23 protein-coding genes are annotated in these 24605 nt (G+C 71.8%); 14 read left to right on the top strand and 9 right to left on the bottom strand.

Going from position 1 to position 24605, the window contains the following annotated elements:
* Positions 1-79: 79 nt before the first annotated feature.
* The 5 genes from AW274_RS27055 to AW274_RS27035 are packed head-to-tail and all read left to right on the top strand — an operon-like array spanning position 80 to position 4786.
* Positions 80-1348: an MFS transporter gene (locus AW274_RS27055; protein ID WP_198169430.1), complete on the top strand. Its 1269-nt coding sequence runs from the start codon at positions 80-82 to the stop codon at positions 1346-1348.
* Between the two features lie 60 nt (positions 1349-1408).
* Positions 1409-2311, top strand: coding sequence for an ABC transporter ATP-binding protein (locus AW274_RS27050; protein WP_062437394.1), 903 nt, complete (start codon positions 1409-1411; stop codon positions 2309-2311).
* Positions 2308-3045 carry an ABC transporter permease gene (locus AW274_RS27045; RefSeq protein WP_062437392.1) on the top strand — a complete coding sequence of 246 codons (738 nt, stop codon included), beginning with the start codon at positions 2308-2310 and terminating at the stop codon, positions 3043-3045. Before AW274_RS27050 ends, AW274_RS27045 begins: the two co-directional genes overlap by 4 nt.
* A 2-nt stretch (positions 3046-3047) precedes the next feature.
* On the top strand, positions 3048-4166 hold the full coding sequence (locus AW274_RS27040) for a sensor histidine kinase (protein WP_232320396.1): 1119 nt from the start codon (positions 3048-3050) through the stop codon (positions 4164-4166).
* Entirely contained in the window at positions 4163-4786 is a 624-nt protein-coding gene (locus tag AW274_RS27035) for a response regulator (protein ID WP_198169429.1), read from the top strand. Before AW274_RS27040 ends, AW274_RS27035 begins: the two co-directional genes overlap by 4 nt.
* Here AW274_RS27035 and AW274_RS27030 read toward each other — a convergent pair.
* The gene (locus tag AW274_RS27030; protein ID WP_157520750.1) at positions 4783-5397 is read right to left on the bottom strand and encodes a TetR/AcrR family transcriptional regulator; all 615 of its coding nucleotides are present in this window, start codon (positions 5395-5397) and stop codon (positions 4783-4785) included. The genes AW274_RS27035 and AW274_RS27030 overlap by 4 nt on opposite strands.
* Positions 5398-5447: 50 nt before the next feature.
* Here AW274_RS27030 and AW274_RS27025 point away from each other — a divergent pair, with 50 nt between their 5' ends.
* The 5 genes from AW274_RS27025 to AW274_RS27005 all read left to right on the top strand — a co-directional run bounded on the left by AW274_RS27025 (position 5448) and on the right by AW274_RS27005 (position 11194).
* The gene (locus tag AW274_RS27025) at positions 5448-6362 is read left to right on the top strand and encodes an NADP-dependent oxidoreductase (protein WP_062437387.1); all 915 of its coding nucleotides are present in this window, start codon (positions 5448-5450) and stop codon (positions 6360-6362) included.
* Positions 6363-6549: 187 nt separating this feature from the next.
* Complete coding sequence (locus AW274_RS27020; RefSeq protein ID WP_062437385.1) at positions 6550-7644, top strand: alcohol dehydrogenase catalytic domain-containing protein; 1095 nt, start codon at positions 6550-6552, stop codon at positions 7642-7644.
* Positions 7641-8387 (top strand): SDR family NAD(P)-dependent oxidoreductase, encoded by a 747-nt coding sequence (locus tag AW274_RS27015; protein WP_062437382.1) that lies wholly within the window; start codon positions 7641-7643, stop codon positions 8385-8387. The genes AW274_RS27020 and AW274_RS27015 overlap by 4 nt, the downstream gene beginning before the upstream one ends.
* 14 nt (positions 8388-8401) lie before the next feature.
* The gene (locus tag AW274_RS27010) at positions 8402-10120 is read left to right on the top strand and encodes an IlvD/Edd family dehydratase (RefSeq protein WP_232320394.1); all 1719 of its coding nucleotides are present in this window, start codon (positions 8402-8404) and stop codon (positions 10118-10120) included.
* Positions 10121-10138: 18 nt separating this feature from the next.
* Entirely contained in the window at positions 10139-11194 is a 1056-nt protein-coding gene (locus AW274_RS27005; RefSeq protein WP_062437378.1) for a LacI family DNA-binding transcriptional regulator, read from the top strand.
* Here AW274_RS27005 and AW274_RS27000 read toward each other — a convergent pair.
* The 7 genes from AW274_RS27000 to AW274_RS26970 form a co-directional block, all read right to left on the bottom strand.
* Complete coding sequence (locus tag AW274_RS27000) at positions 11179-12168, bottom strand: Gfo/Idh/MocA family protein (RefSeq protein ID WP_062437376.1); 990 nt, start codon at positions 12166-12168, stop codon at positions 11179-11181. The genes AW274_RS27005 and AW274_RS27000 overlap by 16 nt on opposite strands.
* A 58-nt stretch (positions 12169-12226) precedes the next feature.
* Positions 12227-14533, bottom strand: a complete 2307-nt coding sequence (locus AW274_RS26995; protein ID WP_062437374.1) for a glycoside hydrolase family 3 N-terminal domain-containing protein — start codon at positions 14531-14533, stop codon at positions 12227-12229.
* Positions 14530-15456: an aldo/keto reductase gene (locus AW274_RS26990; protein ID WP_062437372.1), complete on the bottom strand. Its 927-nt coding sequence runs from the start codon at positions 15454-15456 to the stop codon at positions 14530-14532. Before AW274_RS26990 ends, AW274_RS26995 begins: the two co-directional genes overlap by 4 nt.
* A gap of 1 nt (position 15457) precedes the next feature.
* Positions 15458-16303 carry an SMP-30/gluconolactonase/LRE family protein gene (locus AW274_RS26985; RefSeq protein WP_062437370.1) on the bottom strand — a complete coding sequence of 282 codons (846 nt, stop codon included), beginning with the start codon at positions 16301-16303 and terminating at the stop codon, positions 15458-15460.
* Positions 16303-17319 (bottom strand): NAD-dependent epimerase/dehydratase family protein, encoded by a 1017-nt coding sequence (locus AW274_RS26980; RefSeq protein ID WP_062437367.1) that lies wholly within the window; start codon positions 17317-17319, stop codon positions 16303-16305. The genes AW274_RS26985 and AW274_RS26980 overlap by 1 nt, the downstream gene beginning before the upstream one ends.
* 11 nt (positions 17320-17330) lie before the next feature.
* Positions 17331-17696, bottom strand: coding sequence for a tautomerase family protein (locus AW274_RS26975; protein ID WP_062437365.1), 366 nt, complete (start codon positions 17694-17696; stop codon positions 17331-17333).
* Positions 17697-17779: 83 nt separating this feature from the next.
* Positions 17780-18826: a LacI family DNA-binding transcriptional regulator gene (locus tag AW274_RS26970; RefSeq protein WP_232320392.1), complete on the bottom strand. Its 1047-nt coding sequence runs from the start codon at positions 18824-18826 to the stop codon at positions 17780-17782.
* A 356-nt stretch (positions 18827-19182) separates the two neighbouring features.
* On the opposite strand from AW274_RS26970, the gene AW274_RS26965 reads away from it, so the two are divergent.
* Genes AW274_RS26965 through AW274_RS26950 form a run of 4 tightly spaced genes read left to right on the top strand, consistent with a single transcriptional unit; the run spans position 19183 to position 23711 of the window.
* Positions 19183-20574 (top strand): ABC transporter substrate-binding protein, encoded by a 1392-nt coding sequence (locus AW274_RS26965; protein WP_062437362.1) that lies wholly within the window; start codon positions 19183-19185, stop codon positions 20572-20574.
* Between the two features lie 18 nt (positions 20575-20592).
* Positions 20593-21546: a carbohydrate ABC transporter permease gene (locus AW274_RS26960; protein WP_198169428.1), complete on the top strand. Its 954-nt coding sequence runs from the start codon at positions 20593-20595 to the stop codon at positions 21544-21546.
* Positions 21539-22327 carry a carbohydrate ABC transporter permease gene (locus AW274_RS26955; RefSeq protein ID WP_062437359.1) on the top strand — a complete coding sequence of 263 codons (789 nt, stop codon included), beginning with the start codon at positions 21539-21541 and terminating at the stop codon, positions 22325-22327. Before AW274_RS26960 ends, AW274_RS26955 begins: the two co-directional genes overlap by 8 nt.
* Before the next feature lie 13 nt (positions 22328-22340).
* Positions 22341-23711: a glycoside hydrolase family 5 protein gene (locus tag AW274_RS26950; RefSeq protein ID WP_062437357.1), complete on the top strand. Its 1371-nt coding sequence runs from the start codon at positions 22341-22343 to the stop codon at positions 23709-23711.
* Here the strand turns inward: AW274_RS26950 and AW274_RS26945 are convergent.
* Positions 23708-24595 carry an NmrA/HSCARG family protein gene (locus AW274_RS26945; RefSeq protein ID WP_062437354.1) on the bottom strand — a complete coding sequence of 296 codons (888 nt, stop codon included), beginning with the start codon at positions 24593-24595 and terminating at the stop codon, positions 23708-23710. The genes AW274_RS26950 and AW274_RS26945 overlap by 4 nt on opposite strands.
* Positions 24596-24605 lie beyond the last annotated feature (10 nt).

Raw genomic sequence — 24605 nt, 5'->3', positions numbered from 1 at the left:
ACCGCCCGTTCAGTGGGCGTCCAGTGCCGGAGAAGACCATGGGCGCCATGACCACGAACCGTCGACCGGCGCCGGCCCGGTGACCGTGCACGTCCGCGCGTACGAAGCCCAGTGCGCCGCCGAGGAGGCCCGGCACGTGCCCGCCGGGAAGGGCGCCGCCCGGCCGAGACTCGCCCTGTTCGCGCTGGCGCTGGGCGCCTTCGCCATCGGCACCGGCGAGTTCGGCAGCAACGGCGTCATCCAGCTGTTCGCCGCCGACCTGGGGGTGTCGATCCCGGTCGCCACCCACGCCATCACCGCCTACGCCCTCGGGGTGGTGGTCGGCTCACCCCTCATCACCCTGCTGGCCGCCCGCGTCAACCGGCGCACGCTGCTGCTCGGCCTGGCCGTGCTCTTCCTCGTGGGCAACGGGTTGTCGGCCCTGGCCCCGGAGATCACGCTGCTCGTCGTCTTCCGCTTCGTGGCGGGCAGCGTCCAAGGGGCGTTCTTCGGCGCCGGGGCCGTCGTGGCCGCCTACGTCTACGGGCCGGGCCGGGGCGGCAAGGCGTTCGCCACCGTCATGGGCGGGCTCACCGTCGCCACCGTCGCGGGCTCGCCGCTCGCCACGTACATCGGGCAGCAGGCCGGGTGGCGGGTCATGTACGCCGCCGTGGTCGCCGTCGGCCTGCTCGCGGGGCTGGCGCTGTGGGCCTGGGTGCCGCGCACCGCCGACCTGCACGGCGGCCCGATCAGGAGCGAGCTGACCGGCCTGCGCCGGGGCGGGGTCTGGGTGATGGTCGCCGTGGCCTCGCTCGGCATCTCCAGCATCTTCGCCGTCTACACGTTCATCGGCCCGTTCGTCACCGACGCGGCGCGCCAGGACCCCGCGCTGATCCCCGTGGCGCTGGCCGTGTTCGGCCTCGGCATGGCGGTCGGCAACCACCTCGGCGGCCGGGCCGCCGACCGGTGGGAGCACCGCGGCCTGACCTGGGGATACGGCGGGGTGCTCGTACTCCTGGTGGTGATCGGGGTGGCCGGCGGCGACTGGCTCGTGCTGCTGGCGTGCCTGTTCGGCGTCGGCGCGACCATGATGTTCGCGATCCCCACCATCCAGGTCAGGCTGACCTCCTTCGCGCCCGACGCCCCCACCCTCATGGGCGCGCTCAACCTGGCCGCCCTCAACCTGGCCAACTCGCTCGGCGCGATCGGCGGCGCGATCACCCTGGCGGCCGGCTGGGGCGCCCTGTCGACGGTGTGGGCCGGCTTCCTGCTCACCTCGGCGGGGCTGGCGCTCTATCTGGTGACGCCGAGAACGCCTCGTCCAGCCTCGCACGGACCGGCGGCGGCGGGGAATCCACCGATCGGCTGATCCCGATTCCCGACCGCCGGTCGGTGCCGGGAGGGGGCCCCGCCGGAGCACTCTTGGGCCATGCCACCAGTGATCGAGGTCACCAGCCTCCACAAGCGCTACGGCGACAAGGTCGCCGTCGACGACGTCTCCTTCACCGTCGAGCAGGGTGAGATCTTCGGCATCCTCGGCCCGAACGGCGCCGGGAAAACCACCACGGTCGAGTGCGTCGAGGGTCTCCGCACCCCCGACGGGGGAACCGTCTCCGTCCTGGGCCTCGACCCGCTCCGCGACCACCTGGAGCTGACCCGCCGGCTCGGCGTCCAGCTGCAGGCCGGCTCTCTGCCGGAGAGCCTGCGCGTGGGCGAGGCCCTGGAGCTGTACGGCTCCTTCTACCCCGACCCCGCCGACTGGCGCGTCCTGCTCGACGACCTCGGCCTGCCCGCCAAGGCCACGTACGCCGCCCTCTCCGGCGGCCAGAAGCAGCGCCTGTCGATCGCGCTGGCCCTGATCGGCAACCCCGACATCGCGGTCCTGGACGAGCTGACCACCGGCCTCGACCCGCAGGCGCGCCGCGACACCTGGGCGCTGATCGAGGGCGTGCGGGCGCGCGGGGTGACGATCGTGCTCGTCACCCACTTCATGGAGGAGGCCGAACGCCTCTGCGACCGGGTGGCCCTGATCGACGCGGGCCGGGTCGTGCTCATCGACACCCCCGCCGGGCTGGCCGACCGCGCCCAGGTCGAGCAGCGCATGCAGTTCCGCCCCTCCCGCCCGCTCGACGACGCCCTGCTCGCCGGCCTGCCCGGGGTCACCGGCGTCACCCGCCGCGGCGAGTTCGTCGTCGTGACCGGCGACGACACCGTGGTGAACGCCGTCATGGCGGTGCTCGCCAGGAACCAGATCACGGCCGAGCGGCTCCGCGTCGAACAGGCCGGCCTCGAAGCGGCCTTCGTCCAGCTGACCAGGAAGGACCCCAAATGACCGGCGCGACGTGGCGGCTCATCGCCGTCGAGGGCAAGCTGGCTCTCCGCGACAAGGTCGCCCCCATCTGGGGGGTGGCCTGCCCGCTGGTGGTGCTCGTCATCCTGGGCAGCATCCCGGCGCTGCGCGAGCCCATCACCGCCGACCTGACCATCTTCGACGTGTACGTCCCGGTGCTCATCCTGTTCAACATCGCCATCCTGGCGATGACCGCGCTGCCCACCACCCTGGCGGGCTACCGGGAGAACGGGGTCCTGAGACGGATGCGGACCACCCCCGTCGGGCCGGTGCGGGTGCTGGCCGCCCAGCTCGCCGCCAACTTCGCCATCGCGCTGGTGGCGATGGCGCTCTTCCTCCTGGTGGCCGCGCTCGGGTTCGGGGTCGACCCGCCGCGCCACCCGCTCGGGTTCGCGGTCGCCTGGTTGCTGGCCACCGCCGCGCTGCTGTCGATCGGACTGCTGGTCACCGCGCTGGTGCCGTCGCGGGCGGCGGCCACGGCCATCGGCACGCTGCTGTTCTTCCCGATGATGTTCTTCGCCGGCCTGTGGGTGCCGATCGCGCAGATGCCGCCGCTGCTCCAGGACATCAGCGCCTACACGCCGCTCGGCGCGGGCATGGCCGCCTTCCAGGACGCCTACCTGGGCGGCTTTCCCTCCTGGCCGCCGCTGGTGATCCTGGTGGCCTACGCGGCGGTGTGCGCGGCCGTCGCGGTCCGCTGGTTCCGCTGGGAGTAGGGTTGCCGTTCTTACTGGTCACCGTCGTGCCGTACACACTGCTGGCCGGGCTCGCGGTCCTGGTCGTGGCCGCCGGGTTCCCGGTGACGGAGCTGCTCCCGGCGGCGGTGTGGATGGTCGTGCTCTACCGGTGGCGCGACAAGCCGGCGTTCTTCGCCGGGCTGCTCGCGATCACCGCCGTGATGGTGCTGCAGAACCCGCTGTACGGGCTGTTCACCCCCGTCCCCTACGTCTACGCCTTCACGGTGCTGACCTGGCCGTGGCGGCTGGCCGGGGTGGGCCTCACGGCGGTGGTCGCCGGGATGGCGCAGGCGTCGGCCGCGTCCGGGATGGCGACGCTCCAGGGGGTGATCATCGTGGTCAACGTCGTGATGATGGTGACGACCGCCTGGGTGCTGCACACCGCCGACGTCGAGCGGGAGAAGCGGCTGGCCGCCCTGGAGAAGCTGGAGGCGGCGCTGGAGGAGAACGCCGGGCTGCACGCCCAGTTGCTCGTCCAGGCCCGTGAGGCCGGCGTGCTCGACGAACGGCAGCGTATGGCCCGCGAGATCCACGACACCCTCGCCCAGGGGCTGATCGGGATCATCACCCAGCTCCAGGCCGCCGAACAGCGCCACGAGGTGCCCGCCGCCTGGCGGCGGCCGTTCGACGCGGTGATGGGGCTGGCCAGGGAGAGCCTGGCCGAGGCCCGCCGCTCGGTCGAGGCGCTGCGCCCCGCCGACCTCGAGACCGCCCGGCTCGGCGAGGCCCTGGAGACCGTCGCGGAGAAGTGGTCGGCGCTGCACGGGGTCCCGGTCGGGTTCACCGCCACCGGGACGGCCCGGCCGCTCGCCCCCGCCATCGAGGTCGCCCTGCTGCGCACCGCCCAGGAGGCGCTGGCCAACGTCGCCAAGCACGCCGGGGCGACCCGGGTCGGGGTGACGCTCTCCTACCTGGCGGACGAGGTGGCCCTGGACGTACGGGACGATGGGACCGGTTTCGATCTCTCCGGCCGGAGCGAGGGGTTCGGGTTGGCCATCATGCGGCAGCGCGTCGAAGGGCTCTCCGGGAGCCTGCGCGTCGAATCGGAGCCCGGCGGCGGCACCGGCGTCTCCGCCTGCGTCCCCTGGAGGTCCGCGTGATCCGGCTGCTGGTCGCCGACGACCACCCCATCGTCAGAGACGGCCTGTGCGCCATGTTCGCGGCCGCCCCCGGGTTCGAGGTGGTGGGGGAGGCGGCCGACGGCGCCGAGGCGGTGCGGCTGGCCGCCGACCTGCGGCCCGACGTGATCCTGCTCGACCTGCGCATGCCGGAGCTCGACGGGCTGGGCGCGATCACCGAGCTGGCGCGGCTGGGCGTGCCGTCGAAGATCCTGGTGCTCACGACGTACGACACCGATGCCCACGTGCTGCCCGCCATCGAGGCGGGCGCGACCGGCTACCTGCTGAAGGACTCGCCCCGCGAGGAGCTGCTGCGCGGCGCGCGGGCCGCCGCCCGGGGCGAGAGCGTGTTGTCGCCGTCGGTGGCGGCCCGGCTGCTGACCCGGGTGCGCACGCCCCCGCCGCCGCTCAGCCCACGGGAGCTGGAGGTGCTCGAACTCATCGCGGCCGGCAACTCCAACCGCGAGACGGCGGCCCGGTTGTTCATCACCGAGGCCACGGTCAAGAGCCACCTGCTGAACATCTACGCCAAGCTCGGCGTCAACGACCGCGCCGCGGCCGTCGCCGAGGCGTTCAACCGCGGCCTGCTGGTGCCCCGCTAAGCCCGCGACAGCGGCAGCCTGACCGGCGGCGGCAGCGGCACGGCGACGGGGTCGGCCATGAACGACTGGATCATCAGCGCCGCGAAACGGCGCGACGCGGCGGCCCGCGCCGCCGGGGACTCGGCGCGGATGCCCTCGTTGGCCATCAGCGCCAGGCTCAGATCCTCGATGACGAAGTCGCGGCGCAGCGGCCCCGCCTTCTTCGCCCGGCCGACGAGGTCGAGCAGCATCCGCAGCGTGCGGTCGCGGTCGGCGGCGAAGACCGCCTCGGGGAGTCGCGAGGCGAACACCCGCGCGAACCCCCGGTCGAGCGCGTGCAGTTCCATCAGCCGCTCGACCACCAGCCGGAACCCCTGCCACGGGTCGGCCGCCGCCAGCCCCTCGGCCACGATCGCCGAGCACGTCTCCATCTGCTCGGTGAACGCCTCGGCCAGCAGCGCGTCCTTGGTCGGGAAGTGGCGGTAGAGGGTCGCGGGGCCCACCTCGGCGCGGCGGGCGATCTCGCGCAGCGGCACCTCGACGCCCTCGGTCGCGAACGCGAGCCGGGCCACCGCGAGGATGCGCTCGCGGTTGTCACGGGCGTCGGACCGGAGCCTCACTTGTGCCGTCACCACTCTCACTTTAGACAACCGGACGGGGTGTTCCGTTACCGTCCCCGGACATGAGAGCAGCGCAGTTCACCGCATACGGCCCGCCCGCCGTCGTCCACGTCACCGAGGTCCCCGAGCCGCACGCCGGGCCGGGGGAGATCCGCGTCGCCGTGCGCGCGTCGGGGGTGGCCGCCGGCGAGGTCGCCCTCCGCTCCGGACGCCTGCGCGACCTGATGCCGGTCGCCTTCCCGTTCCGGACCGGCTTCGACGCGGCCGGGGTGGTCGACGAGGTCGGCGCCGGCGTCACCGGCGTGCGCGTCGGCGACGCGGTGTTCGGCGCGGCCGGCTTCGCCCGGCGCGGGACCAACGCCGACCTCGCCGTGCTGACCGCCTGGGCGGCCAAACCCGCCGCGTGGGACTGGGCCGAGGCGGCCGGCGCGGCGGGCGCGGCCGAGACGGCGGCCCGGGTGCTCGACCGGCTCGCCGTCGCCGCCGGGCAGACCGTGCTCGTCCAGGGGGCCTCCGGCGGCACGGGCGCGGTCGTCGTCCAGTTCGCGCTCGCGCTCGGGGCCGTGGTCGTCGGCACGGCGAGCGAGCACAACCACGACTACCTGCGCTCGCTGGGGGCGGTCCCGACGACGTACGGGCCGGGACTGGCCGGCCGGGTGCGCGCGCTGGCACCTGGGGGCGTCGACGCCGTGGTCGACTGCGCGGGCGGCGCGCTGCCCGATCTCGTCGGCCTCGCGGGCGACCCGGCGCGGGTGGTGACGATCGCCGACTTCGCCGCGCGGGAGCACGGCGTCCACCTGTCCCACGGCGGGGCCGACGCCCCGGCCTGGCACGGGCTCGCCGTCGCGGCGGGCCTCGCCGATGAGGGGCGGCTGCGGGTGCCGGTCGCGGCGGCGTTCCCGCTCGACGAGGTCGTCGCCGCGCACGAACTCGCCGAGACCCGGCACGCCCGGGGGAAGATCGTGCTGACGTCCTGACAGAAAGTTTCGGTCCCTCGGCGGCGAAGTTCCGAAACCGGGACTCGGCCGATCGGCGCAGCTGAAACCGGCTCACCCCGGCTGATCGGCGCGGTAACCAGGGTGAAAGTTTCGAAACTATTGACCACTACGTTCGTTACATCTACGTTTGCTGCGATCGAGTTCGGTAGATGGAGGGACGGGTCTGATGAGAGCTGCGCTGCTGGAAAAGGTCGGAGCGCCTCTCGTGGTGCGCGACCTCGACCTCGCGCCACCGGGCCCCGAAGAGGTGCTCGTCAGGATCGAGGCGGCGGGCGTCTGCCACAGCGACCAGCACTACCTCGCGGGCGACCTCAGGTGCCCCCTCCCGGTCGTCCCGGGCCACGAGGGCACCGGCGTCATCGAGGCCGTCGGCCCCGGGGTGACCCGCCACAAGGCCGGCGACCGCGTCTGCCTCATGTGGCGGCCCCGGTGCGGCCAGTGCCGCAACTGCCTCGTCGGACGGCCCGCCCTGTGCGAGGCCGCCGGGATCATGGTCGGCTCGGGCGGGCTGCTCGACGGCACCACCCGGCTCAGCGCCGACGGCGAGAAGGTCCACCACCTGCTCGGCGTCTCCTGCTTCGCCGAGTACGCCGTGGTCTCCGAGCGCGCGGTCGTGCCGGTCCCCGACGGGGTGCCGCCGGAGATCGCCGCCATCGCCGGGTGCGCCGTCATCACCGGCGTCGGCGCGGTGCTCAACGCGATCGGCGAGTGCGCCGGCGACGGCGTCGTCATCTTCGGCGCCGGCGGCGTCGGCCTCTCGGCCGTCCTCGGCGCGGTCCTGGCGGGCGCGAACCCCATCGTCGTCGTGGACGTCGTCGCGGAGCGCCTGGAGACGGCCGAGCGCCTCGGCGCCACCCACGTCGTCGACGCCTCGGCCGGCGACGTCGCCGCGGCCATGGCGGAGATCCGCCCCGGCGGCGCCGAATGGGCCATCGAGGCCATCGGCCGCCCCGAGACCCTGGAGACCGCCTTCGAGGTGCTCCGCCCCGGCGGCACCCTGGTCGCCGTCGGCCTCGGCAAGGTCGGCCAGACCTTCAACGTGCCGGTCAACCTGCTCGTCCAGCGCGAGAAGCGGGTGGTCGGCAGCCTCTACGGCTCCGCCAACCCCCTCATCGACCTGCCCAAGATCTTCGAGCTCTACCTCGCCGGACGCCTGCCCCTCGACCTGCTGATCGGCAGGCGCTACCGGCTCGACCAGATCAACGAGGCGTTCGCCGACCTCACCGGTGGCGCCGTCGGCCGTGGAGTGATCGTGCCATGAGCGAGTACGCCGTCTACCCCAGCCTGCGCGACCGGGTCGCCCTCGTCACCGGGGGCTCCACCGGCCTCGGCGCCGAGTTCGTCGCCCAGCTCGCCGCCCAGGGCGCCAAGGTCGCCTTCCTCGACGTCGACGACGCCGGCGCGCAGAAACTCACCGACCGCGCCCTCTACATCCACGCCGACGTCACCGACGTCGACGCCCTGCGCACCGCGATCGTCATGGTCGAACAGGCCCTCGGCCCCGTCTCCATCCTGGTCAACAACGCGGCCAACGACACCCGCACCGGCATCGAGACCCTCGAACCCGCCGACTGGGACCAGGGCATCGCCGTCAACCTCCGCCACCAGTTCTTCGCCGCCCAGGCCGTCTTGGCCGGGATGCGCGCCCTCGGCGGCGGCTCGATCATCAACCTCGGCTCGGTCAGCCCCCACGTCGGCCTGCTCGGCCTGCCCGCCTACGTCTCCTCGAAGTCGGCCATCGAGGGCCTGACCAAGATGATGGCCCGCGAACTCGGCGGCGACCACATCCGCGTCAACTGCGTCATCCCCGGCTGGGTCTTCACCGAGCGCCAGCTCACCCATTGGGTCACACCGGAGGTTCGCGAGAAACTCGCGGAGGTGCAGTGCCTGCCCGACAACCTGGAGCCGTCCGACGTGGCGCGCCTGGTGCTCTGGCTGGCCGCCGACGACAGTGCCATGTGCACCGGACAGAACTGGATCGTGGACGCCGGATGGATGATTTGAGCGAGAACGCGAACGTGACGCGACGCAGTCAGCACTGGTTCGGGGCCGAAGGGCGCTCCGGCATGCTCTACCGCTCCTGGATGCGCAACCAGGGGTTCGGTCCCGAGGTGTTCGACGGCCGGCCCGTCATCGGGATCGCCAGCACGTGGTCGGAGCTGGCGCCCTGCAACGCCCACCTCGACCGGGTGGCCGACGCCGTCAAGCGGGGCGTCTGGATGGCGGGCGGATTCCCGCTCGTGTTCCCGGTGATGTCGACCGGTGAGACGCTGCTGCGGCCGACCGCGATGCTCTACCGCAACATGCTGGCCATGCAGGCCGAGGAGCTGATCCGGGCCAACCCGCTCGACGGCGTCGTGCTGCTGTCGGGGTGCGACAAGACCACGCCGGGGCTGCTGATGGGCGCGGCCAGCGTCGACCTGCCCGCGGTCATGGTGACCGGCGGGCCGATGCTGAACGGCAAGTTCCGGGGGCAGGACGTCGGCTCGGGCACCCACGTGTGGAAGTTCGAGGCCGAGATCAAGGCCGGGCGCATGTCGGTCGAGGACGGCTACGTCGCCGAGGGCTGCATGGCCCGCTCGAACGGCCACTGCATGACGATGGGCACCGCCTCGACGATGGCGTGCCTGGCCGAGGCGCTCGGCATGCAGCTGCCCGGGTCGGCGACCTGGCCGGCCGTCGACTCGCGCCGCTACGAGGTGGCGCAGGAGGCGGGCAAGCGGATCGTGGCCATGGTCGAGGAGGACCTGAAGCCGAGCCAGATCATGACGCGCGCCGCGTTCGAGAACGCGATCCGGGCCAACGCCGCGATCGGCGGCTCGACCAACGCGATCGTCCATCTGACGGCGCTGGCCGGGCGGCTCGGCGTCGACCTGCCGCTCGACGACTTCGACGCGCTGGCGCGCGACGTGCCGACGATCGTCGACCTGATGCCGTCGGGCCGGTTCCTGATGGAGGACTTCTGCTACGCGGGCGGCCTGCCGGTCGTGCTGAACCAGCTCGACGAGGCCGGGCTGGTCAACCCCGGCGCCCTCACGGTGACGGGGCGCACGCTCCGCGAGAACGTGCGGACGGCGGTCAACTGGAACACCGAGGTCATCCGGCCGATGGCCGCGCCGCTGCAGCCCGCCGGGACCGGCACCGCGATCCTGCGCGGCAACCTGGCGCCGAACGGCGCGGTCATCAAGCAGTCGGCGGCCTCGCCCGCGCTGATGACGCACACCGGCCGGGCGCTGGTGTTCGACTCGCCGGAGGCCTACCACGCGGTCTGCGACGACGACGACCTCGACGTCACGCCCGACGACGTCCTGATCATCCGGGGCGCGGGGCCGAAGGGCTACCCGGGCATGCCCGAGGTGGCGAACGTGCCGCTGCCCGCCAAGCTGCTGCGCGCCGGGGTGACCGACATGGTGCGGATCAGCGACGGCCGGATGAGCGGCACCGGCTTCGGCACGGTCGTCCTGCACGTCTCGCCCGAGGCGGCCGTGGGCGGCCCGCTGGCTCTCGTCCAGACCGGTGACCTGGTCGAACTCGACGTGCCCAAGCGGAGTCTGACCCTGCTCGTACCGGACGACGAACTCGACCGGAGAAGGGCCGAATGGACGCCGGCCACCCATGAGGACCTCGGCGGCTACCGGTGGCTCTACCGGGAGCACGTGCTCGGGGCCGACGGCGGCGCCGACTTCGGGTTCCTGCGGGGCGGCCGTGGCAGTGACGTGCCGCGCGACTCCCACTGACCTCGGTACGATCGGTTGATGCCCGACCCGTTAGATTCGCGCGTGACCGTCGCCGACATCGCCGCCGAGGCGGGGGTGTCGCGCGCGACGGTCTCGAAGGTGCTCAACGGCCGGTCCGACGTGGCGCCCGCCACCCGGTCGCAGATCGAGGCGCTCCTGGCGACGCGCGGATACGTGCCGACCAAGCGCACGAAACGGCCGCTGCACCTGCCGCTGCCCAGAGCCGCCGCCCGGCGGGGCGGGCTGCTGGAGCTGGTGGTCAACGACGCGGGGTCGCCGTGGTCGGCCGAGGTGATCCGCGGCGCCGAGCAGGAGGCGCGGTCGGCCCGGGTCGGCGTCGTGGTGTCGGTGTTCGACGGCGCGCCGGGGCACGGGCAGCAGTGGCTCGAGGACATCGCCGACCGGGCGCCGGGCGGCCTCATCCTCGCCCTGTCGGAGCTGACCCCGGCCGACCTGGCCCGCATCGCCAAGCTGGGGCTGCCCGCGGTGCTGGTCGACCCCGTCGGCGACGCCGACGGCACGATCCCGTCGATCGGCGCGGGCAACTGGGGCGGCGGCATGGCCGCCGCGCACCATCTGATCGAGTCGGGCCACCGCCGCATCGGCGTGCTCACCGGGCCGATGCGCATGCTCTGCAGCCAGGCGCGGCTGGCCGGGTGCCGCGCGGCGGTCGAGCGGGCCGGGATGACGCTCGACGACGACCTCGTCCAGCACGGCGACTTCCACTACCACAGCGGGTTCTCGCTGACCCAGGCCCTGCTCGACCGGCCCGAGCCGCCGACGGCGATCTTCGCGGGCAACGACGAGCAGGCCCTCGGCGTCTACGCCGCCATCCAGGACCGGGGCCTGCGGGTGCCCGCCGACGTGAGCGTCGTCGGGTTCGACGACGTGCCGATGGCGCAGTGGATGGCCCCGCCCCTGACGACGGTCCGGCAGCCGATCGCGAAGATGGCGGCGCTGGCGGTCCGGTCGCTGCTCGGTCACCAAGACGGCGCGGAGATGACCGAGGGCCGGGTCGAGTTGTCGACCAAGCTGGTGGTCCGGGCCAGCACCGCCCGCTATTCGCCGGGGTAGCGCAGCCCGGCCTGGGCGCGCACCTCGTCCATGGTGCCCATGATCTGGCACGACTCCTCAAGGGTGAGGACCGGGCTCTCCAGCAGGCCCGCGCGCACGCAGCGGGCGACCTCCTCGGCCTGGAAACGCAGGCCGTTGCCGGGCACGTCGAAGGTGTAGCGCTCGGCCGCGCCGGCGCGGGTGGTGAGGGTGAACGACGTGGGGCGGTACCACCACGGGTCGATGTCGATGCGCGCGTCGGTGCCGGCGATCGAGGCCCGGTTGGGCAGGAACGCCTCCATGCTACTGGTCGCCACGCCCTGCCGGCCGCCGTCGTACTTGGCGAGCACGGCGGTCTGGCCGTCGACGCCGGTGTCGCCGAACTGCGTCGAGGCGGTCACCGACAGCGGTTCGCCGAAGACCATCGACAGGAACGAGACCGGGTAGACGCCCAGGTCGAGCAGCGCGCCGCCGCCGAGGGCGGGGTCGAACATGCGGTGGACGGGGTCATGGCGGAACCAGACGCCATGCTCGGCCACCACGAGGCGCACGTCGCCGAGCCGCCCTTCGGCGAGCAGTTCGCGGATGCGGACCATGTGCGGCAGGAAGCGGCTCCACATGGCCTCCATCAGGAACACGCCGCGCGCGCGGGCCGCCGCGACCAGTTCCTCGGCCTCGCGCCGGTTGACGGTGAACGGCTTCTCGACCAGGACGGCCTTGCCCGCCTCGATCGCGGCCAGGGCGCCGGCGTGGTGGGCGGGGTGGGGCGTGGCGACGTACACGGCGTCGACGTCGTCGGAGGCGAGCATCGCGGCCTGGTCGCCGTAGGCGCGGGCCGCGCCCACTTCGGCGGCGAACGCCTCGGCGCGCTCCTGGGTCCGCGAGCCGACCGCCACGAGTTCGGCGGCCTCCGTCAGGCGCAGGTCGTCGGCGAACTGGCGGGCGATGCCGCCGGTGCCGATGATCGCCCAGCGCAGGGGAGGGGAAGAGGTCATCACAACTCCTGGGAGAGAAAAAGGGGGCGGCCCGGCCGACGGACCGCCCCCGGATCCGTCAGACGACGGATGCTTCCATGACTCGGTCGAATCCGACAAAACGCCGGGGGCCGGTCATCGTGACGGCGAGCACGCCGCGGATGTCGGCGCTGGACGCGCCCACCCGCAGCTCGACGTCGCCGGGGTCGACCTGCCGCCGCCACGACGCCCCGGTGTAGGAGGTCTGGTCGGCGTGCAGGGTGAGGGTGAGCTCGCGGCTCTCGCCGGGGGCCAGGTCGACGCGCCGCGCCGCGATGAGCGCCTGCACCGGCCGGGCGACCTCGGCGACCGGGTCGTGCAAATAGACCTGGACGACCTCGGAGGACTCCCGGTCGCTCTCGTTCCGCAGCGTCACCGTGACGTCGAACGTGCCGTCGGTGCTCCACGAGGCCGGGCCGGCGACCTCGCCCCAGGTGACCGGGGCGTACGACAGGCCGTGGCCGAAGGCGAACAGCGCGGTCGGGTCGACGGTGCTGACCTCGTTCTGCTGCGCCAGGGGCGCGCCGAGGTAGGTGGCGGGCTGGTTGCCGCCGTCGCGCGGGAAGCTCACCGGCAGGCGCCCGGCCGGGTCGGCCCGGCCCGACAGCACGTCGGCCAGCGCCGAGGCGCCCTCCTCGCCGGGGAAGAACCCGCACACCACGGCGGCCAGGCGGTCGATCTGCCGGCCGAGCTCGTAGGGACGGCCGACCAGCAGCACCAGCACGACCGGCTTGCCGGTGTCCAGCAGCGCCTCCAGCAGCTCCTCCTGGCGGCCGGGCAGCGCCAGGCCGGGGGCGTCGCAGCCCTCGCCGGAGGTGCCGCGCCCGAACAGCCCGGCCTGGTCGCCGAGCACCGCCACGATCACGTCGGCGTCGGCGGTGGCCGCGACGGCCGCCGCGATGCCCTCGTCGTCGCCGCCGGTCACCGGCACGCCCTGCGCGTGGGTGACGGCGTACTCGTCCTTGAGCGCGTCGAGCAGGGTGGGGATCTCCACGCCCATGCCCGTCTCCGGGTGGTGCACGCCGACGTGCATCGGGAAGGAGTAGCAGCCCATCATGGCCTGCGCGGTGTCGGCGCGCGGCCCCACCACGGCCAGCTTCGCGCCGGGGGCCAGCGGCAGCGCCGCGTCCCGGTTGTGCAGCAGCACGATGGAGCGGCGGGCCAGGCGGCCGGCCAGCTCGCGGACCTCGGGCCCGTCGAGCACCGGGTCGGCCTCGCCCAGGATCGGCGGCTCGGGGTTCCAGTCCTCGTCGAGCAGGCCGAGCTCGGCCTTCTGGACCAGCACCCGGCGCAGCGCGCGGTCGATCAGCGCGAGGTCGACCTCGCCCCGCTCCACCGCCTCGACCAGCGCCGGGCCGAAGGTGTTCACGGTCGGCAGCTCGACGTCGATCCCGGCGGTCAGCGCCAGCCGGGCGGCGTCGGTGGGCGAGGCGGCGACGTGGTGCAGGGTCTGCAGGAACGCCACCGAGAAGTAGTCGGCCACGACCGTGCCGGTGAAGCCGTAGGTGTCGCGCAGCAGGTCGGTCAGCAGGGTCACGTCGGCCGCGACGGGGGTGCCGTCGATGTCGGCGTAGGAGTTCATCACCGACCCCGCGCCCGCGCGCAGGGCCATCTCGAACGGCGGCAGCAGCACGTCGGCCACCTCGCGGCGGCCCGCCGACACCGGGGCGAGGTTGCGGCCGCCCTTGGACGCCGAGTAGCCCACGAAGTGCTTCAGCGTGGCGACGACGCCCTGCGACTGCACGCCCCTGATGTAGGCGCTGCCGATGACGCCCACCAGGTGCGGGTCCTCGCCGATGGTCTCCTCGACCCGGCCCCAGCGCAGGTCGCGGGCGACGTCCAGGACCGGGGCCAGCCCCTGCTGGACGCCGAGACGGCGCATGGTCGCGCCGATCTGGGCGCCCATCTCCTCGACCAGCTCGGGGTCGAACGTGGCGCCCCAGCACAGCGGGTTCGGGTAGACGCCCGCCTGCCAGGCGGCCACGCCGGTCAGGATCTCCTCGTGGACGAGCGCCGGCACGCCCCAGCGCCCGGCCGTCATGAGGGAGCGCTGCGCGGCCGCGAGGGTCGCCGCGCCCTTGACCGGGTCGACCGGCGTGGTGCCGAACGGCCGGGTGAGCTGGCCGATGCCGTCCTTGACCAGGTCGTCCCACGGGACCGGCAGCGCGGTGAACTCGTGCTGGTGGGGCGCCATCTCACCGTCGGTGTTGTCGATGCCGACCCACACCCCGTACAGCTGGGCGATCTTCTCCGGCAGGCTCATCCGCGCCATCAGCGCCTCGGCCCGCTCCTCGGGAGAGCGTCCCGCGTCCTTCCAGGGGGCGGCGGGGGTGTCCACGATGGTCATGTGTCTCTCCGGTTGATGCGGTCGAGTTCGTCCCACAACTCGGCGGGGATCGGGATGGACGCCAGGTCCATCGTCGCGGCGACGCGTCCGGGTTCGGAGACGCCGACGATGGTGGAGGTCACGCGGGGGTCGCGCAGCGAGAACTGGAGCGCCGCCGCCGCCAGGGGCACGCCGTGGGCGGCGCACGCCGCGGCCATGGCCCTGACCGCCTCGCGGACCGACTCGGCGGTCTCCCGGTAGGCGTAGCGGGGCTGGGCGTCGGGGCCCTTGACGAGCATGCCGCCGCCGTAGGGGGCGCCGTTGACGAAGGCGACGCCCTTCGCGGCGGCGTCGTCCATCAGCGGCTCGGCCGAGCGGTCGACCAGCGTCCAGCGGTTGTGGTTGATCACGGCGTCGAACACGTCGGTGCCGACGAAGCGCCGCATGAGGTCGACCGGGCCGCCCGCGATGCCGAGGTGGCCGACGACGCCTTCGTCGCGCAGCGCGATCAGCGCCTCCACGGCGCCGCCGGGCGCCATCGCCTCCTCGAAGGTGATGTGGTACTCGGGGTCGTGCAGGTACATGACCGGCACGAAGTCGACGCCGAGGCGCTCCAGGCTCTCCTCGACCGAGCGGCGCACCCGCTCGCCGTCGAAGTCGCCCGTGTCGGGGTCGGCGTCGGCCTTGGTGGCCAGCACGAACCCCTCCGGCAGGCCGCGGCGGCGGATCACCGCGCCGATGCGGCGTTCGGCGCTGCCGGCGCCGTAGTTGTTGGAGGTGTCGAGGAAGTTGACCGGGCCGTCGAAGACGTCGGCCACGGTCGCCTCGGCGCGGGCGTCGTCGACGGCGTAGCCGTACAGGGCGGGCATGCTGGCCAGCGGGCTGGTGCCGACGCAGATCGGCGTCACCGCGAGGCCCGTCCGGCCGAAGGGCCGTTTGTCCATCTCAGATCACGAACCTGTTCGCGGGTCGGCCGCGGTGGCCGGGCTCGGCCCGGAAGATCGCACCGGCGGCGGGCTGGTCGCGGAGCTGCGCGGGGGAGAGCTCCTCGGTGGAGGTCGAGATGTAGAGCAGGCCGAGGTCCGGCCCGCCGAACGCGCACGAGGTGACCTGGGTGACGGGCAGCTCGACGACGACGTCGGGTTCGCCCTCCCAGTAGCGCACCACCCGGCCGCCGCCCCAGAACGCCACCCACACCCCGCCCTCGGCGTCGACGGTCAGGCCGTCGGGCATGCCGGGCTGGTCGGAGGTGTCGGCGTAGGTCCGGCGGCCGGTCATGCCGGCGTCGAAGACGTCGATCCGCCGGGTCGGGGTGTCGACGTAGTAGCAGCGGGCGCCGTCGGGCGACCAGTCGATCCCGTTGCTGCACGTCACATCGGTGAGCACGGTGTGCAGGGACCGGTCGGCGTCGAGCCGGTAGAGGGCGGCCGCGCCGGTCGTGAAGGCGTAGGCCATGCTCCCGGCGAAATAGCGCCCGGCCGGGTCGACGTTGCCGTCGTTCATCCGGATCTCCGGCCGGCCCGCCAGCGGCGCGGCCAGCCGTTCGGTGACGACCCCGCCGGAGGTCAGCGCCATGCCGTCGCCGTCGGCGATCAGCAGGGTGGCGGGGTCGGTGGTCATGTGCACGGCCGTGACCGGCGCGGGCAGGTCGACCCAGGTGACGTCGCCCTCGGGCCCGGCGTCGAAGACCCGGCCCCGGGGGATGTCCACGAACCGCAGGCGGCCCGCGACGTCGTCCCAGGTCACTCCCTCCAGGTGGACGCCCCCGACGTCCAGCCAGACGTCCGCCATCAGCGGGCCGGCGGGGTGATCGCCGCCAGGGCGGCGTGGTGGGCGGCGACGAGCCGGCCGAGCACCTCGTCGGTCTCGGCGTCGGGGCGGGTCTGCTCGGGGTTGGCCGACCGCCAGGCGTGCAGCCGCCGGGCGCCCTCGGACCACGTGATGGTCGGGTTGAAGGCCGGCACGAACCGCTTGATCTTGCTGTTGTCGAAGACCGCCGTGTGGGCGAGGTCGCCGAGGATCAGCGTCGACCAGAACCAGTCGGGCGCCACCGTCGGCAGGAACTCCGAGGGCAGGTGCACGAGCCGGGGCTCGACGTGCTCGGTCCTGGCGATGATGCCGTAGATCTCGTCCCAGGTCAGCGACTCGTCGGAGGTGATGTGGAAGTCCTCGCCGATCGCCTGCCAGTTGCCGATCAGGCCCGCCAGGCCGACGGCGAGGTCGCGGGCGTGGGTGAGCGTCCACAGGCTGGTGCCGTCGCCGGGCACGACCAGTTCGTCGCCGCGCGCGATGCGGTCCCAGGCGGTCCAGTCGCCGGGCAGCGGCGGGTTGGCGTCGTCGTAGGTGTGCGACGGGCGCACGATCGTGACCGGGAACGCGCGCTCCTCGTAGGCGCGGTGCAGCACGTCCTCGGCGGCGATCTTGTCGCGGGCGTAGGCCAGGTAGGGGTTGCGCCGGGTGGTCGACTCGGTGACCGGCCACTGCCGCACCGGCTTGTGGTAGATCGAGGCCGAGCTGATGTGGACGTACTGGCCGACGCGGCCGTCGAGCAGGTCCACCATGGCGGCGGCGTCGCCGGCGCCGAAGCTGAGGAAGTTGACCACGCTGTCGAACGCCGTGCCCTCGAAGACCTCGGCGAGCGACGCCGGGTCCTGCACGTCGCCGGTGATGGGGGTGACCCCGGCGGGGAGGGGGCGCTTGCTGGTCTTGCCGCGGTTCAGGACGTACACGTCCTGGCCCTGGCGGACCGACTCGGCCACGCACGACGAACTGATCGTGCCGGTGCCGCCGATGTAGAGAACCTTCATCGTGAAATCTCCTAGTTGCGGGACTTGCCGGCGTACCAGTCCTCGAAGCCGTTCTCCACGACGCTGATCAGCAGGTCGTCGTTGCGGATGCCGAGGTCGGCCAGGTTCTTCGCGATCAGGTCGAAGGTCGCCCACTTGGTGGTCACGTCGTACATGTGCACCATCTGGATCTGGATGCTGATCAGGTCGCGGCGGTCGACGCCGTTGTACCCCGGGTCGGCGATCAGCTCGCCGGGGGCGTGCGTGCGGAAGATCTGGAACTTGTCGGTCGGGTCCATCCCGAGCCCGTCCACCAGAGCCTGGTGGACGCCTTCGCTGATCTGTGGGCCCAGCCGTTCGGCGAGGGAACGGTCGAGGTCGATCTGCACGAGAGGCACCGGGGACTCCTTTAAAGAAAGTTTCGGGAATTATCCGAAACTCCGAGCATTCGGAGACACCGTAGGGCTGACTTTTCCGGACGTCAAGACTGTTTCGAGGAAGTTTCGGACGGCGCGGCGGTGCTGTCCCTGATCACCAGGCTGGTCGAGAGCTCCAGCCGCAGCGGCTCCTCGGCCGGGTGGTCGGCCTCCAGCACGTTGCGCACGGCGAGCATCGCCATCTGCGCCAGGGGCTGCCGGATCGTCGTGAGTTTCGGGGTCGTCCACTCGCAGACCTCGGTGTCGTCGAAACCCACGACGCTGAGGTCGTCGGGCACCCGCAGGCCGCGCGCGTGTACCTCCTCGTAGACGCCGGCGGCCTGCTGGTCGGAGGCGGCGAACACGGCGGTCGGAGGTTCGGGCAGGTCAAGCAGGTCGGCCGCGCCCTGACGGCCGCTCTCGGGGTAGAAGTCGCCCGGCCGGATGAGGCGCTCGTCGACCGGCAGCCCGGCCCGGCGCAGCGCGGCCCGGTAGCCGTCGAGGCGCTCCATGCTGCACGGCACGCCGTCGGGCCCGGTGATCATGCCGATGCGGCGATGGCCCAGGTCGATGAGGTGCTCGGTGGCCGCGAAACCTCCGGCCCAGTTGGTCGCGCCGATGGTCGGGATGTCCTTGTCGAAGCCGCCGACCTGGTCGACGACCACGAACGGGGCGTCGATCGTGCGCAGCCGGGCCGCCCCCAGGTGCTGGGCGCCCGACCCGACCAGGACCACGCCGTCGGTCGGCCGCGAGGCGAGGGCGGCCAGCCACTCGCGCGGATTGGCCTGCCGGTCGTGGGTGACGGTGAGCACCAGCCGGGCCCCCAGCCGGTAGGCCTCCTGCTCGGCTCCGCGCAGCAGCTCGCTCGCCCAGGCGGTGTCGAGCTCGGTGATCACGAAGTCGACCAGACCCACTTTGCGCGGCTCTGACCTGGCCCTTCGCTGGTAGCCTGTGGCCTCCAACGCATCCTGCACGCGCCGCCGGGTCTCCGGACCCACGGCGTCACGGCCGTTGAGCACCTTGCTCACGGTCGGCACGGATACCCCCGCCGCCGTGGCGACCATCGCGATGGTCACCCGGTCGGCGCGCCTGGTTGTGACCCGCTTCGGCACGACACCTCATCATGCGTAGATTCGATCTGTCGAAACTTTCCATCACCGTAGCACCGGCAGGGTCGGTGCCGTCCAGAGCGCTTCTGAACTGCAAAGACTTTGATCAGTTCAGTGGACGGCAGCCGCGAACGGCGGTGGACACGCGGCTGACAAGATCGAGAGTTTCGAAACTCGACGGAAACAATTTAGCCCAAATTCTTGACACTTCCGAGAGCTCGGTGTTTCTCTCTTTCGAGACCGCTTTCGAAACTTTCGGAGTTTTCGGAAGCCTTGCCTGATCCGGCTCTCGACTTCTCACAGGGCGCGGAACGGCGTCAGTACCACGGTGCGTGCCTATCACGCGCAAGGAGAGACACATGCTGGGATCTTCGCGAATCTGGAAGCGTCGTCCCCTCGGGTTCGCCGCCGCGATCATGAGCGGTGCGCTGGTGCTCGCCGGGTGTGCCGGCGGCGGGGCGCCGGCGCAGAACGGCGCCCAGAACGCGGATCAGGGATCCGCCGACTCGGGCGAGATCACCTGGTGGGGCTGGACCCCCGATGCCGCCCCCGCCAACGCGTACATCAAGGCCTTCAACAAGGTCTACCCGAATATCAAGGTCACCTTTAAGAAGCTCACCATCGACGGCTACGACGCGGCGATCCGGCCCGCGCTCGCCTCGTCGGTCGGCCCGGACGTCTTCGACGTCGCCCCGGGCGCGGCCAACGGGTCGGTCGACATCTACGGCGTCAACGCCATCGACCTGAAGCCCGCCGTGGAGAAGGTGCTCGGCGCCGACTGGGAGTCGAAGCTGGCCCCCATCGGGGTCTCCAGCCTCAAGAACGGCGACAAGCTCGCCGCGCTGTCGGTCGGCTCGGTGTTCTCCGGCACGGTCTGGATCAACAAGGACCTGTTCGACAAGTACAACCTGCAGCCCCCCACCAACTACGACGAGTGGAAGAAGGTCTGCGCGACCTTCAAGGCCAACAACGTCGGCTGCTTCGTGCAGGGCGCGGCCCAGACCGCGTTCAACGAGGACACCCTCCAGGCGATCTCCAACAACGTCCAGCCGGGCGTGTGGGAGAAGGCCCTCAAGAAGGAGGTGCCCTGGACCGACCCGACGATCGTCAAGGCGCTGACCCTGTGGAAGGGCCTGTTCGACGACGGGATCATGCAGGAGGGCGCCCTCGGCACCCAGCAGTACCCCGACGCCAACAACGGCTTCATGTCCGGCAAGTACGCCATGGTCATGATGGGCAGCTGGTACATGCAGTACTCCACGGTCGAGGGCATGACGGCCGCCATCTCCGGCGCCGGCGTCGCCGACCCCAAGCCGTTCACCCAGCTCCCGATCGCCTTCCCCGACATCGCCGGCACCGGCAACGTCGGCTCCCTCTACGGTGACGCCGACTTCGGCCTGGCCGTGAACCAGAAGTCGAAGAACATCGCCGCCGCCACCACCTTCGCGACCTGGCTCGGCACCTCCGCCGAGGGCCAGCAGGCGGTGGCCGACATCCTCAACGACATCCCCGCCCTGGTCAGCGCCCAGCCCAACTGGGACACCGTGAAGCTGGTCAACCCCGAGGCGCAGAAGCCCGCGCTGGAGAAGCTGATCGCCGACGCCGGCAAGTCGGACGAGCCCCGGCTGGCCACGGTCGTCGCCGACCTGCAGACCGCGATCGGCGTCGCGTCCACCACGGTGGCGGCCGGCGAGGCCACCCCCGAGGAGGCCGCGGCCACGCTGCAGGACACCGCTTCGAAGATCAAGTAACCCCCGAGGACGGAACCCTTGACCTCCACGACCACATCGAAGACCGGGGCACGCCGTCCTTCCGGATCCTCCGCTCCGGGACACGGTTCCCGGAGCGGGGCGATCCGCCCCTCCGGCCTTCCCTGGATCCTGCCCGCGTTCGTCTTCGTGGTCGGCATCCTCTACTACTGCATCGGCGAGACGGGCTACCTGTCGACCCTCGACTGGGACGGCACCAGCCCCACCCCCACTTCGGTGGGCCTGCAGAACTACCAGGACATCCTGGTCGACCCCATCTTCTGGCAGGCCATCTGGCACACCGTGATCTTCTTCCTGGTGACCTTCACCGCCCAGACGGCCATCGGCTTCACGTTCGCGGCGCTGCTGCACTCGAAGGTCAAGCTCGCCACCGTCTACAAGGTGATCGTGTTCACCCCGGTCGTCATCGCGCCGGCCACGATGGCGCCGGTGTTCCGGCAGATGTTCGCCGCCGACGGCCAGCTCAACTGGTTCCTCGACCACGTCGGCCTGGGCTTCCTCTCTCAGCCCTGGCTGGCGCAGTCGAGCACCGCGATGCCGGTGATCATGTTCATCACCGTCTGGAACTTCACCGGCCTGACCTTCGTGCTCTACTACGCCGCGATGGGCCAGATCGACCCCGAGGTGCTGGAGGCCGCCCGCACCGACGGCGCCAGCAACCTGCGCACCCTCGTCAGCATCGTCTGGCCCGGCGTGCGCAGCACCACGGTCGCGCTCGCCATGCTCAGCGTCATCGGCGCGCTGAAGACCTTCGACATCCCCTACCTGGTGACGATCGGCGGCCCCAACTACGCCACCGAGTTCCTCGGCACCTACATCTACCGGATCAGCATCCCCAGCGCCCACGTCGGCTACGGGGCCGCGCTGTCGATCATGCTCCTCGTGCTGGCCCTGCTCGGCGCCATCGCCGTCGCCGCCCGCTCCAACCGGAAGGACGGTGAGAGCGGTGTTTGAGGCCCGCCGCCCGTCGGCCAGGCTGCTGCTCCAGATCCTGGTCACCGCGATGGTCATCCCCTACCTGTTCCCGCTGGTCGTGATGGTCCAGGGGTCGCTGGCGGGGGAGGGCTGGGGCAACTACCGCGCCGTCTTCGAGGTCGGCACGATCGGCACCTTCTTCAAGAGCAGCGTCATCATCTCGGTCTCGACGATCGTCATCGTGTACATCCTGACGATGCTCGCCGCGTTCGGGTTCTCCAAGCTGCGGGTGCGCCGCAAGGAGGTCTACTTCTGGATGATCCTGGCGGCGCTGACGCTGCCCGAGGTCGTCCTGCTCACCCCGCTGTTCGCGACGACGCTGGCCCTCGGCGTGTACGACACCTACTGGGCGGTCGTGCTCCCGCTGGCCGCGCTGCAGATCCCCTTCACCGTGCTGATCGCCCGCCGGTTCGTCGACGGCGTGCCCGACGCGCTGTTCGACGCCGCCCGCATCGACGGCGCGAGCACGTTCACGTCCTTCCGCTACATCATCATCCCCATGACGCGGCCGATCGGGGCCGCGATCGTGGTGCTGACGCTGATCGGCTCGTGGAACGCCTACCTGCTGCCGCTGGTCCTCATCCAGGACCCGGCCCAGCAGACGGTGACCCTGCTGCCGCAGTTCTTCGTCAGCCAGTTCAGCAACGACCAGACCAAGGTCCTGGCCAGCGCGGTCATCACGGCCATCCCCGAGATCGTCGCCTACCTCTGCCTCCAGGGCCTGTTCGAACGCGGCCTCGCCGCGGGCGCCGTCAAGTAAAGGAACCCCTCACATGACCTTCCTCCGGGTCGAAGGACGCCAGATCGTCGACGAGTCGGGCGCAGCCGTCCGCCTGCGCGGCGTCGCGGTCGGCGGCTGGCTGAACATGGAGAACTTCATCACCGGCTACGCGGCCAACGAGGCGCTGATGCGCAGCACGGTCCGCGAGGTCCTCGGTGAGGCCCAGTACGAACTGTTCTTCGACCGCCTCCTGACCGCCTTCTTCAACGAGGACGACGCGAAACTGCTGGCCGAGATGGGCATGAACTGCGTCCGCCTCCCGGTCAACTACCGTCACTTCGAGGACGACGAGAGGCCGTTCGAGTTCAAGACCGAGGGCTTCAAGCACCTCGACCGGGCCGTGGAGGCGTGCGCGAAGCACGGCATCTACACCGTCATCGACCTGCACGCCCTGCCCGGCTCGCAGAACCACCACTGGCACTCCGACAACATCACCCACCGGCCCCTGTTCTGGGACCACCCCCACTTCCAGGACCGCGTGGTCAAGATGTGGGAGCACATCGCCGAGCACTACAAGGACAACCCCTGGGTGGCCGGCTACAACCCGATCAACGAGCCCGCCGACGAGTCGCGCAAGGTGGTCGGCCCCGTCTACACCCGCCTGGTCAACGCCATCCGCGCCATCGACGACCGGCACATCCTCTTCCTCGACGGCAACACCTACTCCACCGAGTTCGACGTCTTCGACGAGCCGTGGGCCAACACGGTGTACGCCGCCCACGACTACGCCGCCCCCGGCCTGGGCGGCGGCGGCCCCTACCCGGGCGAGACCGCCGGCAAGCACTGGGACAAGTCCACCCTGGAGGAGAAGTACGCCGAGCGCACCGAGTACAGCAACCGCACCGGCACCCCGGTGTGGGTCGGCGAGTTCGGCCCCATCTACACCGGCTCGGAGCCCCGCGACGCCGAACTCCGGCAGCTGCTCGCCGACCAGCTGGAGATCTTCAAGCGCGACGACGCCGGCTGGTCGATCTGGATGTACAAGGACCTGGGCCGCCAGGGCCTGGTCACGGTGCGCCCCGACTCCCCGTACCTGAAGCGGTTCGGCGACTTCGTCGCCAAGAAGGTGCGCCTGGGCGCCGACCAGTGGGGCAGCGACGGCAGGGGCGTGGCCGAGGTGACCGGCCCGTTCTACCAGATGATCGCCGACGAGTTCCCCGGCTTCGACCCCTACCCGTGGGGCCAGTACGACTGGGTCCGCACCCTCCTGCTGAACCTCACGGTGGCCCAGCCGCTCGCCTACGAGTACGCGGAACTGTTCCGCGGCCTCACCGACGACGAGCTGATCGCCCTGGCCGACTCGTTCGCGCTGGCCAACTGCGACGTCCGCACCACCCTGCGCGACCAGATGATGGCCGGTTAGAGGTACTGGCGCGACCACTCCTCGAAGGTGGTCAGCGGGATGCCGAGCGCCCGCGCGTACTCCGGACGCGCGGGCTGCCCGACCGCGCCGGTCCGCTCGTGCGAGACGCCCGCCCAGACCGGCATGCCCTGGGCGAGCGCCTCCTCCTCGGTCAGGTCGGGCGCGGTCAGCTCGGTCCCGAACGCCTTCGACAGCACCGCCGCGATCTCCGTCATCGACAGCAGCTCGCTCGCCAGCTCCAGCTCGACCCCGTGGAAACGCTCGGGCTCGGCGATCGCCGCCGCGGCGGCCCGCCCGATGTCGTCGACCGCGACGAGCGACAGCCGGGTCTGCGGCTTCAGCACCGTGACCAGGCCGCCCTCGATTCCGCGCGGCAGCAGGTAGGCGGCCGAGGGCAGGAAGTTCTCCATGAACCAGCCCGGATTGATCAGCGTCCAGTGGCGGAACCCGGCCTCCCTGACCCGGTCCTGGATGCCGGACTTGGTGGTGTAGTAGGGCTGCAGCGACGCCCACCGCTCGTTGGTGATCTTCTGCGCGGCCCCCGACACGGCGGTGTGCACGAACTGCGGCACCCCGGCGGCCAGCGCGGCCTCGATGAGGTTCTCCGCCTGGAGGCGTTCGCCGTCGAAGTCGATGGCGTCGCCGGTCATCGGCGGCATCTGCACCGAGAACACGGCTCTGACCCCCTGCGCCGCCGCGACCAGCGAGTCGCGGTCGAACAGATCCCCGGTCACCAGCTCGGCCCCGAGGGACTCCAGGGCCTTTGCCTTCGCCGCGCCGGGATCGCGGACCAGCGCCCGGACGGGCACCCCCGCCGCGATCAGGGCGCGGGCGGTCGCGCCTCCCTGCTGGCCGGTGGCGCCGGTGACGAGAACGCTGGACATGACGACTCCT

This window comes from Herbidospora daliensis (assembly GCF_001570585.1).
In the GTDB taxonomy this organism is placed as follows: Bacteria; Actinomycetota; Actinomycetes; order Streptosporangiales; family Streptosporangiaceae; genus Herbidospora; species Herbidospora daliensis.
This window is presented reverse-complemented; position numbering and strand designations above follow the sequence as displayed.

Coding starts and splice junctions, on each gene's coding strand:
- AW274_RS27015 (WP_062437382.1), top strand. CDS start 7,641: ATGAGCGAGTACGCCGTCTACCCCAGCCTGCGCGACCGGGTCGCCCTC.
- AW274_RS26995 (WP_062437374.1), bottom strand. CDS start 14,533: ATGACCATCGTGGACACCCCCGCCGCCCCCTGGAAGGACGCGGGACGC.
- AW274_RS27000 (WP_062437376.1), bottom strand. CDS start 12,168: ATGACCTCTTCCCCTCCCCTGCGCTGGGCGATCATCGGCACCGGCGGC.
- AW274_RS26980 (WP_062437367.1), bottom strand. CDS start 17,319: ATGAAGGTTCTCTACATCGGCGGCACCGGCACGATCAGTTCGTCGTGC.
- AW274_RS27005 (WP_062437378.1), top strand. CDS start 10,139: ATGCCCGACCCGTTAGATTCGCGCGTGACCGTCGCCGACATCGCCGCC.
- AW274_RS26950 (WP_062437357.1), top strand. CDS start 22,341: ATGACCTTCCTCCGGGTCGAAGGACGCCAGATCGTCGACGAGTCGGGC.
- AW274_RS27050 (WP_062437394.1), top strand. CDS start 1,409: ATGCCACCAGTGATCGAGGTCACCAGCCTCCACAAGCGCTACGGCGAC.
- AW274_RS26985 (WP_062437370.1), bottom strand. CDS start 16,303: ATGGCGGACGTCTGGCTGGACGTCGGGGGCGTCCACCTGGAGGGAGTG.
- AW274_RS27025 (WP_062437387.1), top strand. CDS start 5,448: ATGAGAGCAGCGCAGTTCACCGCATACGGCCCGCCCGCCGTCGTCCAC.
- AW274_RS26945 (WP_062437354.1), bottom strand. CDS start 24,595: ATGTCCAGCGTTCTCGTCACCGGCGCCACCGGCCAGCAGGGAGGCGCG.
- AW274_RS26965 (WP_062437362.1), top strand. CDS start 19,183: ATGCTGGGATCTTCGCGAATCTGGAAGCGTCGTCCCCTCGGGTTCGCC.
- AW274_RS27045 (WP_062437392.1), top strand. CDS start 2,308: ATGACCGGCGCGACGTGGCGGCTCATCGCCGTCGAGGGCAAGCTGGCT.
- AW274_RS26990 (WP_062437372.1), bottom strand. CDS start 15,456: ATGGACAAACGGCCCTTCGGCCGGACGGGCCTCGCGGTGACGCCGATC.
- AW274_RS27020 (WP_062437385.1), top strand. CDS start 6,550: ATGAGAGCTGCGCTGCTGGAAAAGGTCGGAGCGCCTCTCGTGGTGCGC.